The organism is Aeromonas bestiarum, assembly GCF_000819745.1.
In the GTDB taxonomy this organism is placed as follows: Bacteria; Pseudomonadota; Gammaproteobacteria; order Enterobacterales; family Aeromonadaceae; genus Aeromonas; species Aeromonas bestiarum.
Map to the genome: position 1 here is coordinate 649168 of NZ_CDDA01000015.1, position 17281 is coordinate 666448.

The 17281-nt window shown below is 61.4% G+C and carries 13 protein-coding genes; 7 read left to right on the forward strand and 6 right to left on the reverse strand.

Features of this window, described 5'->3' with window-relative positions; translation table 11 throughout:
- The first annotated feature begins 34 nt into the window (after positions 1-34).
- Both nrdB and yfaE read left to right on the forward strand, forming a co-directional pair.
- Positions 35-1168, forward strand: coding sequence for a class Ia ribonucleoside-diphosphate reductase subunit beta (gene nrdB, locus BN1118_RS10000; RefSeq protein ID WP_043135401.1), 1134 nt, complete (start codon positions 35-37; stop codon positions 1166-1168).
- Between the two features lie 54 nt (positions 1169-1222).
- Positions 1223-1522: a class I ribonucleotide reductase maintenance protein YfaE gene (gene yfaE, locus BN1118_RS10005; RefSeq protein WP_043555891.1), complete on the forward strand. Its 300-nt coding sequence runs from the start codon at positions 1223-1225 to the stop codon at positions 1520-1522.
- A gap of 129 nt (positions 1523-1651) precedes the next feature.
- On the opposite strand, the gene mltA is transcribed toward yfaE, so the two are convergent.
- Positions 1652-2803 carry a murein transglycosylase A gene (gene mltA, locus BN1118_RS10010; protein ID WP_043555814.1) on the reverse strand — a complete coding sequence of 384 codons (1152 nt, stop codon included), beginning with the start codon at positions 2801-2803 and terminating at the stop codon, positions 1652-1654.
- Between the two features lie 150 nt (positions 2804-2953).
- Here mltA and BN1118_RS10015 point away from each other — a divergent pair, with 150 nt between their 5' ends.
- The gene (locus BN1118_RS10015) at positions 2954-3205 is read left to right on the forward strand and encodes a DUF1289 domain-containing protein (RefSeq protein ID WP_042866477.1); all 252 of its coding nucleotides are present in this window, start codon (positions 2954-2956) and stop codon (positions 3203-3205) included.
- Between the two features lie 89 nt (positions 3206-3294).
- On the opposite strand, the gene fruA is transcribed toward BN1118_RS10015, so the two are convergent.
- Genes fruA through fruB form a run of 3 tightly spaced genes read right to left on the reverse strand, consistent with a single transcriptional unit; the run spans position 3295 to position 7105 of the window.
- Complete coding sequence (fruA, locus tag BN1118_RS10020; RefSeq protein WP_043555815.1) at positions 3295-5019, reverse strand: PTS fructose transporter subunit IIBC; 1725 nt, start codon at positions 5017-5019, stop codon at positions 3295-3297.
- Positions 5016-6005, reverse strand: coding sequence for a 1-phosphofructokinase (gene pfkB / locus BN1118_RS10025; protein ID WP_043555817.1), 990 nt, complete (start codon positions 6003-6005; stop codon positions 5016-5018). Before pfkB ends, fruA begins: the two co-directional genes overlap by 4 nt.
- Positions 6005-7105 carry a fused PTS fructose transporter subunit IIA/HPr protein gene (gene fruB, locus BN1118_RS10030; RefSeq protein ID WP_043555818.1) on the reverse strand — a complete coding sequence of 367 codons (1101 nt, stop codon included), beginning with the start codon at positions 7103-7105 and terminating at the stop codon, positions 6005-6007. Before fruB ends, pfkB begins: the two co-directional genes overlap by 1 nt.
- A gap of 307 nt (positions 7106-7412) precedes the next feature.
- Between fruB and cra the strand changes: the two genes are divergently transcribed.
- Positions 7413-8399, forward strand: a complete 987-nt coding sequence (gene cra / locus BN1118_RS10035; protein WP_043555819.1) for a catabolite repressor/activator — start codon at positions 7413-7415, stop codon at positions 8397-8399.
- A gap of 302 nt (positions 8400-8701) precedes the next feature.
- Positions 8702-9895, forward strand: a complete 1194-nt coding sequence (locus BN1118_RS10040) for an aromatic amino acid transport family protein (RefSeq protein ID WP_043555820.1) — start codon at positions 8702-8704, stop codon at positions 9893-9895.
- A gap of 115 nt (positions 9896-10010) precedes the next feature.
- Here the strand turns inward: BN1118_RS10040 and BN1118_RS10045 are convergent, their stop codons facing one another.
- Positions 10011-13103, reverse strand: a complete 3093-nt coding sequence (locus tag BN1118_RS10045) for an MGH1-like glycoside hydrolase domain-containing protein (RefSeq protein WP_043555893.1) — start codon at positions 13101-13103, stop codon at positions 10011-10013.
- Between the two features lie 523 nt (positions 13104-13626).
- Here BN1118_RS10045 and BN1118_RS10050 point away from each other — a divergent pair.
- Entirely contained in the window at positions 13627-14559 is a 933-nt protein-coding gene (locus BN1118_RS10050; protein ID WP_043555821.1) for a LysR family transcriptional regulator, read from the forward strand.
- Positions 14560-14708: 149 nt separating this feature from the next.
- Here BN1118_RS10050 and BN1118_RS10055 read toward each other — a convergent pair whose 3' ends face one another.
- Positions 14709-16112 (reverse strand): DEAD/DEAH box helicase, encoded by a 1404-nt coding sequence (locus tag BN1118_RS10055; protein ID WP_043555822.1) that lies wholly within the window; start codon positions 16110-16112, stop codon positions 14709-14711.
- A 322-nt stretch (positions 16113-16434) separates the two neighbouring features.
- On the opposite strand from BN1118_RS10055, the gene BN1118_RS10060 reads away from it, so the two are divergent.
- Complete coding sequence (locus BN1118_RS10060; RefSeq protein WP_043555823.1) at positions 16435-17280, forward strand: substrate-binding periplasmic protein; 846 nt, start codon at positions 16435-16437, stop codon at positions 17278-17280.
- Position 17281 lies beyond the last annotated feature (1 nt).

Genomic DNA, 17281 nt, shown 5'->3' on the forward strand with positions numbered 1-17281 from the left:
TCCTGTTTTATCCATTCAATACATTCTGGTAACCATGGCCTATTCAACTTTCTGCCAAACCCAAAACGACCAGCTCAAAGAGCCGATGTTTTTTGGCCAATCGGTCAATGTGGCCCGTTATGATCAACAAAAACACGAAGTCTTTGAACGGCTGATCGAGAAACAGCTCTCCTTCTTCTGGCGCCCGGAAGAGGTGGATGTCTCCCACGACCGCATCGACTATCAGGCACTGCCGCCCCACGAGCAGCACATCTTCATCTCCAACCTGAAGTACCAGACCCTGCTGGATTCCATCCAGGGCCGCAGCCCGAACGTGGCGCTGCTGCCGCTGGTCTCCATCCCTGAGCTGGAAACCTGGATCGAGACCTGGGCCTTCTCGGAGACCATCCACTCTCGCTCCTACACCCACATCATTCGCAACATCGTCAACACCCCGGCCCAGGTGTTCGACGATATCGTGACCAACGAACAGATCTTGAAGCGCGCCGGCTCCATCAGCTGCTTCTACGATGACCTGATTGAAGCGACCGCGCTCTATAACCTGCACGGTGAAGGGACCCACAGCGTCGCCGGACAGATGCGCACCATCACACTGCGCGAGCTGAAGAAGAAGCTCTACCTGTGCCTGATGAGCGTCAATGCGCTGGAGGCGATCCGCTTCTACGTCAGCTTCGCCTGCTCCTTCGCCTTCGCCGAGCGCGAGCTGATGGAGGGCAACGCCAAGATCATCAAGATGATCGCCCGCGACGAAGCGCTGCACCTGACCGGTACCCAGCATATGCTGAACCTGATGCGCACCGGCCAGGACGACCCCGAGATGGCCGAGATTGCCGCCGAGTGCGAGCAGGCCTGCTTCGAGATCTTCAAGGAAGCCGCCATTCAGGAGAAGGAGTGGGCCGAGTACCTGTTCCAGGACGGCTCCATGATAGGCCTGAACAAGGACATCCTCTGCCAGTACGTGGAGTACATCACCAACCTGCGCATGAATGCGGTCGGTCTGCAGCCAGCCTTTGCCGGCGCCAAGCAAAACCCGATCCCCTGGATCAACACCTGGCTGTCGTCCGACAACGTGCAGGTCGCCCCCCAGGAAGTGGAAGTCAGCTCCTACCTGGTCGGCCAGATCGACAGTGAAGTGCACGCCGATGACCTCGGTGATTTCGAGCTGTGATGAGGTTTACCCTGATGGCCTCGGTGACGTCGCGCGGTGAGTGACACCGTCAAGATGCGGGCCCCTGCACCGCAGCAGGTCACGGAGCAAGGGACACAGGCGCCGCTGGTGCATACCCACGACGGCGCCCTGCTCGCCCATCCCGGCGAGAGCCTGTTGGAGACCCTGGAGCGCCACGGCCATCATGTGGAGTTCCAGTGCCGCAGCGGCTATTGCGGCGCCTGCCGCACGCCCTTGCTGGCAGGCTCGGTGCACTACCCCAATGTGCCGCTGGCATTCGTCTCCCCAGGGGAGTGCCTGCCCTGCTGCTGCAAACCGGTCGGTGCCATCCGGCTGGACATCAAGAAAGGCTGACGCAGCAAGCACCACACACTTCGCCAAACAAAAAGCCGCCGGATTGCTCCGGCGGCTTTTTTATCGCTCGTCTTTTTATCGCTCGTCTCTGGCTTGGGGCCCTGACCCGTCAAAACCCCTTGATTGGCTTCAAAGCCAGGGAGCTGCGGTCGGCCCCTGGTGCAGGCCCAGCTTCCAGACCCGACCAAAGTGCTTGTAGTGACCGGCCGCCACACCCGCCTTCTCACCCATGCCGTGGTAAAGATCCAGGTGCCCCTTCTTCACGGCGCCACCCACATCCAGCGCGATCAAGAGCCGCAGCTGGTGTTTGCCGGTCCAGTTGCCCGCCTTGTCGAGCAGAGGCACTTCCGCAAGGATGGGGGTGCCCATCGGCAGCAGGGTCTTGTCTGCCGCCACGGCCGCCAGCGGCAGCAACGGAATGCCGGCGGCGCCGATCACGTCATTGGTGGGGCGACGCTCGAAGAAGACATAGGAAGGGTTCTGCTCCACCAGCTCCTTGACGCTCTCCTCCGGTTTGCTGTTGGCCCAATCCTTGATAGCCTTCATCGACATCTGCTCCTTGGGCACTTCACCGCGGTCGATCAGCACCCGGCCGATACTCACGTAGCCGTGACCATTCTTGCCGCTGTAACCCAGGTATTGCAGCCGATCTTCATCCCCGTAGTGGACAAAGCCCGAGCCCTGTACGTCCATCAGGAAGTTGTCGATGAGGGATTTACTGTAACCCAGCTCCAGCCCCCGGTTGGCCAGCGCCCCTTGGTGGATCTCGGCCCGGCTCGGGCAGCGGCCGCCGCACTTGGGCATGGCATAGATGGGGTACTTGTACTTGGCATCCGGGCGATGACGCACCTCCAGTACCGGCGAGTAGTAACCGGTAAACAGCACGTTGCCCATGCGATCGGCACCGCCCAGCTGGGCCAGGCTGATGCCGTACCGGGTGATCTGGGCGGGATCTCCACCATTGGCTACCCAGCGGGAGAGTTGGCGATAAAGCTCGCCATAGCGGCGGGTCATCTTGCCAGAACGCTCCAGCACCAGCCGGCTCTGGGGACCGAACTTGCTGTAGTCAGAACGCTGGCGACTGTTGACACGTTCTACCCGCACTAGATCATCCGGCAGGGGGCCATCCAGATACTGCTTGCCCAGATTTTCCGGCACCTCGCAGTTGAGAAAACATCTGGCATCGGGTTTCTTCTTGGGCACCTGTGCTTGATCAGAGTTGCCCGCACAACCGGCCAGCCCCAGCACTGCGGCGGTCAGCCAGTACGCGTGTTTATTCATATGTCCTCATATAACACCAAGCCTCATGCTTGGCGGGGAAGATGCCAAATTTGCAGGGGGAAAGCAAACGCCATCAGCCCCTTGGCAACGGATTTTTCCAAAGGGGATCTTCTGGGTTATAACAAGGTAACAAGGTGTGAGAGGCCATGGATGGAACAGCTCGAGATCTTCCCGCTGCAGAGCCCCTGCATCGGGGTATGCGAAGTGAACAACAAGGGCTACTGCAAGGGCTGCCTGCGCAATCGCGAGGAGCGCTTCAACTGGCTCACCATGACCCCCACCGAGCAGCAGGAGGTAATGCGCCTGTGCCGCAACCGCAAGGCCCGGGTGGACGCCGCCCGCCGCAAGGCGCAAGAGGCTATCCAGGCCAGTGAGCAAGCGCAGGCCGGCTGGGATTTTTGAATCTCCCCACCCCTCTCTATTATCCCTTCCTCATCAGCCATAAAAAAAGCGGCCCGCAGGCCGCCTTGTCATTCATGGTTGTGAGCTTGTCACGCCGTCGCCAGCTTGGCCTGCGCTTCGCCGCGCTTGAGCATGGCGTAGCCAACCCCGGTCACCAGGGAGCCTGCCGCTATGGCCAGTATGTACATGAACACATGGCTGATGGCGTTCGGGATGAAGAGCACGAACAGGCCACCGTGAGGGGCAACCAGCTCGCAGCCGAACAGCATGGAGAGCGCACCCGTCAGGGCGCCACCCGCCATGCAGGCCGGGATGACGCGCATCGGATCCTTGGCGGCAAACGGAATGGCCCCCTCGGAGATGAAGCACAGACCCAGCACAAAGGAGGCCTTGCCCGCTTCCTGCTCCGCCTTGATGAACTTGGCGCGAGCCAGGAAGGTAGCGATCCCCATCCCCAGCGCCGGCACCATGCCGGCGGCCATCACGGCAGCCATGGGAGCGTAAGTTTTGGAGGCCAGCAGGCCTACCCCGAAGGCGTAAGCGGCCTTGTTGACCGGGCCACCCATGTCGAAGCACATCATGGCGCCTATGATGACACCCAGCAGCACGGCGTTGGCAGAGCCCATGTTGTTGAGGAAGGTGGTCATGGCACTCATGATGCCCGCAACCGGACCACCCACCACGTAGATCATCACCAGACCGGTAAACAGGCTGGCAAACAGCGGAATGATGAGGATGGGCTTGAGCGCTTCCAGGGTCACCGGCAGACGCACCTTGTCACTCAGGTACTTGGCACAGTAACCGGCCAGGAAACCGGCGACGATACCGCCGAGGAAGCCGGCGCCAAGAGAACTTGCCAGCATACCGCCTATCATGCCGGGCGCCAGACCCGGACGGTCGGCGATGGAGTAGGCAATGTAACCGGCCAGTACCGGGATCATCAGGGCGAAGGCCGATCCACCACCAATTTTCATCAGGGCGGCGGCGAGGGTTCCCTCAACCTTGAACGCCTCGATCCCGAAGATGAAGGAGATGGCGATGATGAGGCCACCGGCCACCACCATGGGCAGCATGAAGGAGACACCGGTCAGCAGGTGCTTGTAAGGGCCGGCCTTCTCCTCTTTCTTGGGCTGGCTGGTGCCGCTGTGGCGATAGAGTGTTGCTTCAATCCATGCCTTGTCGAGCTCGGCACGGGTCTTCTTGAGCGCAGCGCCTGTGCTGGTGCGATAGACCTGCTTGCCATCGAAGCGGGTCATGTCCACCTCGATGTCGGTAGCGAGGAACACCAGATCGGCGGCGGCAATCTCATCCGCGGTCAGGGCATTCTGGGCACCGACCGAGCCTTGGGTTTCGACGCGGATCTGGTGGCCCAGCTGCTTGGCCATGGTCTCGAGCGCTTCCGCCGACATGAAGGTGTGTGCCACCCCGGTTGGACAGGCGGTAACAGCGACAATGCGCTTGGCACCGGTTGTCGGCTTGGCAACGACAGGAGTCGCCTGATGGCGATAGACGCTGGCACCGCTGGTGGCGGCCTCCAGCAAGGCGGCCGGATCCTGCAGCGCCAGATCCATGCTCCCCTGATAGACACGCTTGCCGTCATAGGCGGCGAGATCCACTGGGCTACTTGCCACCACCAGCACCAGATCGGCGGCGGCAATCTGCTCCTTGCTCGGCACCTGACGAGGTTGCACGCTGGAGCCGACATCGAGGGTGAGCTCCCAGCCCGCCAGTTTGGCCTGCTGTTCTATCCGTTTTGCAGCGAGAAAGCTGGTGGCAATGCCCGCAGGGCAAGCCGTAACCAGAATTGCTTTCATTGGGCATCTCCTGAGTTTTCCATTGAGGGGGTATTGAGTCGGGTCGGGGCAAGGTCATCCAGACGTTGCACACGCACTTGCTCGAGTAAAGGTGTCAGTACATCGATATCACTAAAACCGACCGCGATCTGACTGACCGCCAGCGCCGAGACGGCGGTGGCCAGACGCAGGGTCTGCTCCGGTGCCCAGCCGAGGCTGAGGCCGTGGGCCAGCCCCGCCACCAGGGAGTCGCCGGCACCGACTGTGCTGACGACCTTCATGCGCGGCGGGATGGCCTGCCAGGTGGCATCCGGACCAAACCAGACCAGGCCGTCGGCGCCGTTGGAGATCACCACATGGGCTATTCCCTGGGCCTGTAGCTCGCGGGCACACTCGGCCTGCTCGCTCAGGGTCTTGATGGGGCGACCGGCCCATTGCTCAAGCTCTTCCAGATTGGGTTTGATCAGGGTCGGCGCGGCCTTGATGCCTTCCGTCAGGGCCAGGCCGCTGCAATCGAAGATCACCTGCTTGCCCTTGGCCTTGAGCAGGCGAATGAGGCGAGCACAGTAATCGGGGGCAACCCCCTTGGGCAGGCTGCCCGCCAGCACGAACCACTCCGCCTGCGGTGCCAGCTCGTCGATGGCCGCCTCAAGGGCCGCCACTTCACCCTCATGGATGGTGAGCCCCGGCAGGTTGAGATCCGTAACCCGACCCGATTGCTCCGAGATCTTGACGTTGATACGGGTGCTGCCCGTCACGCGCACGAAGTGATCGGCCAGTGCCCGCTCGGCAAACAGGGTGACGAAGCTCTGCTGGTTGCCCTCGCCGAGCCAGCCGGTCAATCCCACCTCACGGCCCAAGTCTTTCAAGACCATGGCAACATTGATCCCCTTGCCCGCGGCGCGCAAATTGGCTTCGCTCACCAGATTCACCTCACCCAGGCTCATGGCCTCGAGGCGGGCGGTGAGATCCAGCGCGGGGTTGAGGGTGATGGTCACTATGTCCATCAGTGCGCCCCCTCGCCCAGCCCGGCAGCAATGGCCGCACCAATGCCCTTGAGGGCCGCTTCGGCATCCGCCCCTTCGGCGCGAAACGCCAGACGGTGCCCGCACTTGACCCCAAGACCGATCACCTTCATCAGACTCTTGGCGGAGACGGCTTCTCCGCTGCCATCCAGATTGGCAACCCGGATGTCGGATTCAAACTCTTTGGCCACCTTGACCAGCATGGCGCCCGGACGGGCGTGCAGGCCATGGGGATTGATGATGGTGAAGGTCTCGGAAAGACCGCTCGCCGGCCCCGCCTGCAGCATGGCCAGCCCTTCGCTGCCAGTCAGGGTGGCAAGCTGGCCTGTGGCAGCCAGTTTGGCCAGATTCTCCAGCTGCGGCAGATGGCTGGCATCGGCGGCGCACAGCAGCAGCAGGGCACTGACCGGCAGTTCCCCTGCCTGCAACTGCGCGCTCGGGGTCGCCACGACCCAGCCGGTCTGGGCCGCGGGTGTACGGGCCAGCCAGACGCCATCGCCCAGATAGACGGGCTCGCTTGCCAGCAGGGAAGTGACCATGGCGGCCTCCCCCCAACCGGCGGATTTGGCGCGGGCGGCAGCGCCCAGCAGCAGCTGGTCGCGATCGTCGGCAGGGAAGTCGGCCAGGGTCAGGAACTGCACCTCTTTGGCGGTCGTGGCCCCGGTCAGAATAGCGATGATGGTGTCGGCATCGCTGGCATTTTTAAGGGCCTCGGCCGCCTGCTCGTCACCCAGCACGTGGGTGAGCTGGCGCAGGATGCCCAGATGCTCGTCGGATTTGGCGGCGATACCGATGGCCACATAGGCAATCTGCCCCTCGTCCCACTCGATGCCCTGAGGGAATTGAGCCACCATGACCCCCGTGCTTTTCACCAGATGACGGGTGTCCGTGGTGCCGTGGGGAATGGCGATGCCGCTGCCGAGGTAGGTGGCGTGCTGCGCTTCCCGCGCCAGCATGCCGTCCACATAACCTGCTTCCACCAGACCGGCTTCGGTCAGTTTGCCTGCCAGCAGGGCGATGGCATCCGCCTTGGTCGCCACCGATTGCCCCAGCAATATCTGCTGCTGCGCCAACTTCAACATAGAGATTCTCCATCAGGTTCCTGGCTGGCCGTGCGGCTCGCCGGATCAACACAATAAAAAGTTTGGGTCATTTACCTGCTGACAATAGACCGGATTGCATCCCTTCGGGAGCCGCCGGGGTTTTTATCCCCGGTCATCGATTGTCTGCTGACAAGCTGAATCGTTTCACTTACACTCAGACTGAATCGTTTCAGCCAATTGATCAAGTACCCACAAAGAGTGCTTTTCAATGATATGATCCCGCGCACACTTTTCGGTGCCCTCACCTGGCAGTGACCGTGGGCCTTGCAACTCAAACAGAGCCAATATGATGAAACTGGATGAAATCGCCGCCCTCGCCGGTGTCTCGCGCACCACGGCCAGCTATGTGATAAATGGCAAGGCCGATCAGTACCGCATCAGTCAGGCGACCCGTGACAAGGTGATGGCCGTGGTCACGGCCCACAACTACCAGCCGGACAGCCGCGCCGCCTCCCTGCGCGGCGGCCAGACCAAGACCCTCGGCTTTATCCTGCCCGACCTTGAGAACGCCAGTTACGCCAAGCTCGCCAAGCGCCTCGAACAGGGTGCCCGGGCCCAGGGCTATCAGTTGCTGATCGTCTGCTCGGAAGATGAACCGGCCACCGAGAAGGAGCTGGCCGAGATGCTGGCCAGCCGTCATGTGGATGCCCTGCTGGTGGCCAGCTGCCTGCCACCGGACGATCCCTTCTATCCGCGCCAGCAGGCGCGCGGCATCCATGTGCTGGCCATCGACCGGGCCATGGCCGCCGACAAGTTCGTGACCGTCGCCAGTGAAAACCAGAAGGCGAGCTTTGATCTCACCACCTCCCTGCTCACCCCGGCGCTCAAGCACATTGCCTTGATCACCGCGCTGCCGGCGCTCACGATCAGCCAGGAGCGAAAAGCGGGCTTCGAGCAGGCCGTCGCCAGCCACAACGCCACGCGCCATCTGTGCGAGGGGGCCCACTTCTCCCGCGCCGAGGGTTATCGCCTGATCAAGGAGTTGCACCAGCGACTCGGCCAGTTGCCCGAGGCTCTGGTCGCCACCTCCTACATATTGATGGAAGGGGTGCTGGACTACCTGCTGGAGCAGGAGACCGACATGAACCGGCTCGCCATGGCCACCTTCGGGGACGATCGCCTGCTCGACTTCCTCCCCTTTGGCATCAACTCCCTGCCCCAGCAGCACGATGCCCTGGCCAGCCAGGCACTGGAGCTCGCCCTCAAGGCGATCAACGGCGAATACCTGTGCGGGCTGCACTACGTGAGCCGGACCCTCAAGCGTCGCCGCTGACATCTCCCTTCACGCGCCGACGCTCTCCACGCCGGCGCGTTTTTTCACCAGTCAACGCCCCGTTCTGTCATCTTTTATTTCCACCTATTGCCACCTTCCAGTACAAAATCCGCGTTTACAGGCTTGTTTCCACTATTTTGATCCGTTAACGTGGCAACCATCTTTTACAATCCACGGGTTGTTCGTAACGATGCGTCCACTCCGATATCGCTAGCCTCCGGTCCTGGCCCCGGAGGCGCCTTGCCAGCACAGCCACTGGCACTCTTTTTTGAATACGCAGTTTCTCGATCTGGATGGACACCATGAACACCAAGACCCTGGGTTGTACCCTGTTGATTGCCGGCACCACCATAGGCGCCGGCATGCTGGCCCTGCCGCTGGCCTCCTCTTCCCTCGGCGGACCCGCCACTCTGCTGCTGATGGTCGGGCTCTGGGCCCTGATGGCCTTCACCGCCATGTTGCAGGTGGAAGCCAGCCTCAATACCGGCAAGTGGTACCTGCACCAGCTGGCGGATCACCTGCTCGGCCCCTGGGGCAAGCGCATCGCCTCCTTCTGCATCCTGATGCTGTTCTATTCGCTGGCCTCCGCCTACATCAGCGGCGGCAGCAGCCTGCTGGCCCAGGCACTGGCCGATGCGGGCATGACCCTCAGCCAGGAGCAGGCGGCCTGGGCCTTTACCTTGCTGTTTGGCGGCATGGTCTGCGTTGGCACCAAGCAGGTGGATTACCTTAACCGGCTGATGTTCACCGTGAAACTGGTGATCATGGTGGCCGTGCTGGCGCTGCTGCTGCCACGCGCCGAGGGGCAGCACCTGCTCTCCATGCCGCTCGGCCAGGGCTTGCTGCTGGCAGGGCTGCCGGTGATCTTCACCTCGTTTGGCTTCCACGGCTCCATCCCGAGCGTCATGCTCTACCTGGGCGATTGCCCCAAGCAGCTGCGCCGGGTGTTTGTGTGGGGCTCGGCCCTGCCGCTCATCCTCTACGTGCTGTGGCAGGTGGCTATCCTGGGACTGCTCGGTCAGCAGACCCTGATCCAGACTGGCGGCGCGCTCGACAGCCTCTTGGCCAGCGTCGGCAATCTGGTCAGCTGGCCCGCCTTCAATCAGGCGATGCATCTGTTCGCCGATCTGGCGCTCGCCACCTCTTTCCTCGGAGTGACCCTTGGGCTGTTTGACTTCATGGCCAAGGTGACTCGTCGCAAGGACAACTGGCAGGGCCGCAGCCAGACCGGGCTTATCACCTTCGTGCCGCCGTTGCTGTTTGCCCTCTACTTCCCGCAGGGCTTCATCATGGCGCTGGGCTACGCCGCCATCGCGCTGGCGGTGCTGGCGGTGCTGCTGCCGGTAACCCTGGTGTGGCAGAGCCGCAAACGAGCCGAGGCGCACCACTACCGCGCCCCGGGCGGCGTGCTGGCGCTGGGTCTGGCCGGCGCCATGGGGGTGCTGATCGTGGGCGTGCAGGTCAGTGTCAGCCTAGGATACTTGCCCGCGCTGTAAGCATCCCGCTCCTCTCATACCAATGAAAAGCCCTGCCAATCTGGCGGGGCTTTTCATTGGGCACGATAACAAAAGCAGCTCCGAGTATTGCCCGCAGCTGCTCTGCTACTGCGGTTTAACGAGCCGAGACTATGATGCCGGCCAGGTCGATCAGGTTGACCGCTCCGCCCTGCCCGCCGGCATCGTTGTAGGTCGCGTTCGCCTTCAGATAGCTCATGTTATAGAAGTCACTCACCTGGATGTCGTACTGCCCCGCCGGCACCGCGACGATGACGGGGGTAGAGTCGCGCAGCGGCTTGAGGTCGCCATCCTGCATCACGTGGGGCATCTGCACCATGCCGCTCGCGACCACCTTGCCATTGCTGAGCACGGATACCCGTTTCACCCCGTTGGTCACCCCCAGGTTGATGGCGTGCTGGGCATTGCTGTATTGCAGGCGAATGGCGCGCTTGCCATCCAGGGTGACGCCCCGCACCAGCAGGGTGTCTTCCGGGCGGCCCCAATCCTTCACGGGAATGGCCGCATCGTCCGCCGTGAGGGTGCCGCTATGCGACACCATATCGGCATCGACCGCGATGCGCTGGCGTTCAGGCTGGTAGCACACCGGCTTGGCGTGATGGGAGCGGTTGCCAGACTCGGGGTAGATGGCTTCCGCGCTGTAGCAATAGGCCATGCCAGGTTGCGGTGCCAGCTCGTCGACCCAATCCCTCGCCGCATCCAGCCCGGCGGCCACCAGCTTGCCATCCCGATAGATGTTGTAGCTGAGCGCCCCCTGGTTGACGCTGTCTTGCAAGGCGACGACCAGCTTGCCCCCTTGCTCGGTGACCCCCAGCAGGGTGGGCTCGGTCGGGGCGAACACCTTGCGGTTCTCCACATCCAGCGGCGCCACGTCCTCGATCAGGCGGATCCCCTGTGCATCGGCCACCCCGGCGCCCAACTGGACCTCGATCAGGTTGCTGGCCGCCAGCATATCCTCGGTGATCAGCTCACCCACGGGGGCGCCATTGAGCGTGATGCCCCGCACCGGGTAGTAACTGCCCTCCTCCCCGACGTCGGGGAGCAGCAACTTGAGCTCTATCTGCTTGCCGCGGTAGTTCAGCCCCTTGAGCGCCACTTCCTGCTTGGCCCCCATCAGCTTGTGCAGGTGCGCGGTGGCGAAGGGCGAGACCCGGATCCCCTGCTCCTCAATGTGGTAACCGAATAGAGTGCTGGTCACCATGCCGAGATAGCCGCCCACGGACCAGAGCTGGCGCTGAGAGTTGATCACCGGGCCCGTCAGGTCGGGATGGGTCAGATCCATCAGCGAGGGCTGACCGGAGAGCCATTCCAGGTTCTCCATGTTGGAGAGGTTGAGCGCGGCCCCGCGCATCAGGGAGTCGACATGGCGATCGGCCACGGCCACGTTCTGCACCCTGGCGGCGGCTTTCAGCCCATAGGCGGAGACGAATGGCCAGATGGCGCGGTTATGGTAGACCGGCATGTCGGGCTGCTGCGGGAAATAGACAGGGGCGCCATAAGGCCCCAGGGGATAACGGCTGACGATCTCTCTGGCCTGCTCCTCATCGGCAATGCCCGCCAGGATGGCAAGGGACTCCCCGAGCAGGTCGAACTTGTAGGCCGGGCTCGGATCCGTATTGGTGTTGATCAGGCTGGCATACATCTTCTCATCTGCCAGCCAGAAGCCGTGATTGATGGCCTGCTTGAGCTCGGCTGCCCATTGGCTGTAGCGGGTCGTCAATTCATCCTGGCCCAGCTCGGTGGCCAGACGCGCCGCCAGCTTCAACCCCTGATAATGGAGCACGTTGGTGGAGAGGGACTTGCTCATGCCGATATGGGCTATGTCTGCGGTGATCCACTTGGCATAGGTCTGATCACGCCAGTCGAGGAAGGATTGCTCCCCGACATAGAGGCCATCGCCCTCATCGAAGGCCGCCAGGCGATCGCTCTCAATGGTATTGCGCAACCCCTCGAACGCCTCGGGCAGGAAGGCACTGCGCTCCCCGGCAGGCAAGGCCGCCAGCACCTGCTCGGCCGCCAGCGCCCAGCCCATGCGGTCGGTACTGATGGGCCAGCTGCCCCCCGTCCCCGTATCCTGGATGATCTGGCGTCCCTGCGGGATCAGGCCGTCGAGGCCCTGCTTCAGCTCGGCTCTGAAATCGGAGAGCTTGAACTGCAAGGAGTTTCGCGCCCGTTGCGGATCCAGGATGCCCAGCCCCAGATCGGTGGCGTAGGAGAGATCCCGCGTCCAGACATAATGCCACTTGGCACCGGTTTCGAAGCAGTCACAGGGGATCGCCTGACCGCCGCCGTAACTGCCATCCTTGACCTGGGCCACGCGGTTTTGCCGCATCTCGTGCGTCGCCAGCGCAAACAGGGCGTCAAACACCATGTTTCCCGAGCGCAACCGGGGCAAATCGGCCTGCTCCTGATACGTGGTGAAGCTATCCCCCGGATCCCGCAGCTCCTGGGTCGTCGACTGGGCATAGCCGCGATAGTCGGCCCCGGCCTGCTTGACCGAGAAGGTGGCGATTTCCTTGACCCCGGGTTTGTGGGTCTGGTACTCCAGCTTCTCGATAAGCTCATGCCCTTCATGAGGGTTGATCATGCCAAGATCCTCGTCGGTCGCCACGCTGACCAACAGCCAGGGAGCCTGCTCATCCTGACTCGCATCGAGGACAAACTTGTAATATCCCGCCTGCGACACCGACAGGGACGCCAGCTGGCAGCCGCTGTCACAACGCTGCATCCTGACGTTCTCATTCAATGAGATGGCGCCGCCAGGAGCAAAGCCGATCCCATCCTGCGCGGACGCCATCTTTATCTTGTGCTCCCCCGGGGTCAGCTTGGCGACCACCACGTAGCGTTTGTCACCCTGATAAACCATCTGCAAGAGAGGTTCGAGGTTGCCATCTACGCCCTTCAGGTAGAGGCTCTCGCCGTAATTGGGGTCATCACGCACCATGGCAAATTCGATGACGGGCGCCGCCAGATCGGCATTGATCACCTTGACCTGAATATCGAGCAGCCCTTTTTCAGTCACGACCAGACGGTTGTTCTGGCCGTTATTCTGGTAATACATGGGGTAACGCTGTTCGGGGAAAATACTGGTCTCTTTGCGGCTGTCGGCAGAAAAATCGGGATATTTTGTCCACTCCGGACCCCCTACCTTGAAGGGCGACATGCCTGAATTCATCTTCAGGTTATCCAACCGATAGACCCCATCTTTGAAAACCAGCTTGAATTTGTCTGCACGATCCCAGCCGCTGAATTCCCCGACCAGATAGAGATCGAAATCCCAGGGGGCCTTCACCTCTGGTTTGACAGTATTATCATTATTGGAAGATGAGCCGTTATCGTTACAGCCGGACAAGATGACGCCGCCGCATAATAATGCCACGGATAAAGCCAATGGATTTATTTTCATATATTCCCTTCGTTACTTTATTTTTTGTTATTTGAATGACAACAATAAAAATTGTTTTCACAGCTTACACCGGCATGCCTGGAAGGAAACATAGATGAGCTGACTGGCGAGATAGATGTGCTCTATAACGGCATGAGATTGCGTGATCGTACGCACTAAAATGGCGCAATTGCCGGCCAAAACGAATGGAAAACAACGTGAAGAGACACACATAAAAACCATTTCTGGCGATACGGTGGCGATTGACAGTCTCGCATGCTTGCACTAGCGTTGCGCTCCGCCTGACCCTGAACGGACGCCATTTTCCGTGGACAAACACCTAAGACAATTCATCGAGGTCGCGACCCACAAGAGTGTGAGTCTGGCAGCCAGACATATGGGGCTGAGCCAACCGACGCTGACCCACAACATGAAGAAACTCGAAGAGAGCCTGGACACGACCCTGCTGATCAGGCACGCCGGCGGCGTGACGCTGACCGCCGCCGGGGAGCTGCTGCTGACACAGGCCCGCGTGATGCAGCGGATCTATGATGATACCCTCAGGCGGCTCGCCATTCTTCGTGAGCGAGCGGCCCTGCCGCTGAGAGTGGGTACCGGCCATGCCTGGTGGCAGCATGTGCTGCAACCTGTCATCCTGCACTATCGAGCAGCCAATCCATCCTGTGCCATCAATATCGAGGTCGGCAATCACCTGCGGCTATTGGATCTGCTCCTTGGCAATCATATCGACCTGTTTCTGGGACATGAGATCCATGGTCTGGATAAACATTACAGCCTGATATTTATCCCGTTATTTACCTCCAGCGATGCCATATTTGTCAGGGCCGGGCATCCCCTCCTGGGGAAAGTATGCAGCAAACAGGAACTGGTAAATTACCCCAGCCTGTTGATCACCACGGATGAGCCGAAATATCTTCATCTGGTCGAGGACCTGGCAAGAAAAAAACAAGATCAGGCAGCTATGCAGCTCAATGATAAAATCATTTACACCTGTAATTCGCTGATGGCCGGCATTGACATGGCAAAGACCAGCAATGCCGTCATGCCCTATCCAGGCAGCATGGAGAGTTATTTCGCTCAATTCGGCATAGTCCCGCTCGACATGGATGAGGAATATAACAAAGGGGTTATCGGCATCTATATTTCTCGTGAGAAAATGGATGAGCCCCATATTCACACCCTGTGCCAACAGATCCAGACGCAAGTCAGCAAGCATGACCACTTGATTGCCACCTGCTGAAACCTGGATAGGCTCCCTCTACTCTAGGCGGCAACCCCAGCCACCGCGGATGGCGGCGAGCGACAGACAGACAGACACAAAAAAGCCCTGCCGGATTGGCAGGGCTTTTTATATCAACCTGTGACGCTGGGAGGTGTTACCTCACTCACTTACTGGTTGTGGGTAGCGCGGCGGGGGCGACGGGCCTGGGCCGGTTTGCCGGCGCCATCGGCCGGACGCTGTCCGCCCTGCGGCTTGGGCTTGCCACCGTTACCGGTGCGGGCACCGCCGGCGTTGCCGCCATTGGCGGAGCGACCGGCGCCCTGACGCTGGCCCTGACCCTGCGGACGCGGCGCAACACGGCGCTGCTCGCTCGGATCGCGGGGCTCTTTGCGCAGGGGCGCGCCGATACCACGGGCTATGTTGTCCAGGGTTTCGCGGGAGGCTTCGAAACCGGCCACCTGCTCGCACGGGATGTTCTGCTTGGTCAGACGCTCAATGGCCTTGATAAGCTTGCCTTCATCGGCCGCGACCAGGGAGATGGCGTGACCGGCGGCACCGGCACGACCGGTACGACCGATACGGTGAACGTAGTCTTCCGCCACGTTGGGCAGCTCGAAGTTGACCACTTGCGGCAACTTGTCGATATCCAGACCACGGGCGGCGATGTCGGTCGCAACCAGCACCTTGACGCTACCTTCCTTGAAACCGGCCAGCGCGCGGGTACGGGCACCCTGGCTCTTGTTGCCGTGGATGGCGGCAGCGCTGACACCGTTCTTGTCGAGGGTCTCGGCAACACGGTTGGCCATGTGCTTGGTACGGGTGAACACCAGCACCTGCTGCCAGTCGTTGCTGGTGACCAGATGGCTCAGCAGACCGATCTTGTTGGCCTTGTCGCACGGGTGAACCAGCTGCTCGATGCGCTCGGCCGTGCTGTTGCGCGGCGCCACTTCGATCACGGCCGGGTTGTTGAGCAGGCCGGTGGCCAGCTCGCGAATTTCGTCGGCGAAGGTCGCGGAGAACAGCAGGTTCTGACGCTGCTTGGGCATCAGGGCCAGGATCTTGCGGATGTCGCGGATGAAGCCCATGTCGAGCATGCGATCCGCTTCGTCCAGCACCAGGATCTCGACTTCGTCGAACTTGACGGCGTTCTGGTTGTAGAGGTCCATCAGGCGGCCAGGGCAGGCAACCAGCACGTCCAGACCACGGCGAGTCGCCATCATCTGCGGGTTGATGCTGACACCACCGAAGACCACGTGGCTGCGCATCGGCAGATGCTTGCCGTAGTTGCGCACGCTCTCGCCCACCTGGGCGGCCAGCTCACGGGTCGGGGTCAATACCAGGGCGCGGATCCGGTTGGGAGAAACTTTACGCTTGCTCTCCATCAGACGCTGCAGCATCGGCAGGGTAAAGCCTGCGGTCTTGCCGGTCCCTGTTTGGGCCGCCGCCATCAGGTCGCGGCCAGCCAGAACGGCGGGGATCGCTTGCAGCTGAATGGGAGACGGGGTGTCGTAGCCTTGCTCGGCAACGGCACGCAACAAGGGTTCGGCCAGACCGAGGGAAGAAAAACTCATAATTACCTGCTAGGGATAGTGGCGCCGGGGATTTGTGGTGGGGCTCCTCTGCTGAGCCGATGCCATCTCACAAGTTCTGGGCCTATTGAGAAAACAACGATTTCCCCGGGGAGCAGAGCAAAGGGGAAAGAATAGAGGCGCAGTCTAACGGAGTTGCCGTGGATAAACGAGAGAAATGTGATGTTCATCCCAGCGCGAACCGAAAAACTGGGTCACCTTCCCGCTCGCAGATCCTGCCTCAGAACTCATTCGAATCAGGCTATGCTTGATGCCAGCAACAGACGACCATCATTTCAGTCCCCGAACAAGGAGGTTCAGGCTCATGGCTGTACATATCACAAGCAAGTGTCGTCGCTGGCGTCAGGCAGGCCTGCTGCTGCTGGCACTGGGGCTGAGCCTCCCGCTCGGGGCCAAGACCAGGCTGTCGGTAGCCTGGGGCCACTGGCCGCCCTTTAGCTACATCAACCCTCAAGGCTCGCTGGATGGACTGGATGTGACCCTGACCCGCCAGATCCTGAGCCAGGCCGGGCTGGAGGCGCGCTTTCGCAACTTGCCCTGGGCCCGTGCCCTGCACCTGATCAAGCAGCAACAGCTGGATCTGGCCATGGGGGCGCTCGATACCCCGGATCGGCGCGAGTTCGCCCGCTTCTCGGCCCCCTACCGGCGCAGTACCTTCGTGCTGCTAAGCCACAACCCCATTCCGGGCCATGCCGATCCCTGGCAAGGTATCCAGAGCCTCCCCGCCCTGTGCCAGCAGACGCAACTGCATCTGGGCAAGCTGCGTGGCACCCGCCCCACCCAGCGGATGGAGCACTGCCCGGCCCTCAAGGGCGCCAACGACTACAACACCGACGACAGGTTGATCGAGCTGCTGCTGGCTCGTCGCCTCGATGGGGTCATCATGGAGTGGCAATACGCGCGCTATCGGCTGCAACAGCTGGGGGCGGACGGCTTCATCCGCTGCCAGTTGTTGCTGCACCATCAGCCGGTCAGCCTGATGTTTGCCAAAGAGGCGGTGAGCGAGGCAGAGCTAGCCCGGGTCAATGACACCATAGCCGCCCTCCCCTCGCCCGGCAGCGGTTTTGCCCCGCCCCCATGCCGGTTTGACAATCCAGAGGGGGAGGAAGCCGCGCCCCGACCAGACACGGCCCAGGCCCGTCAGCCCTAGG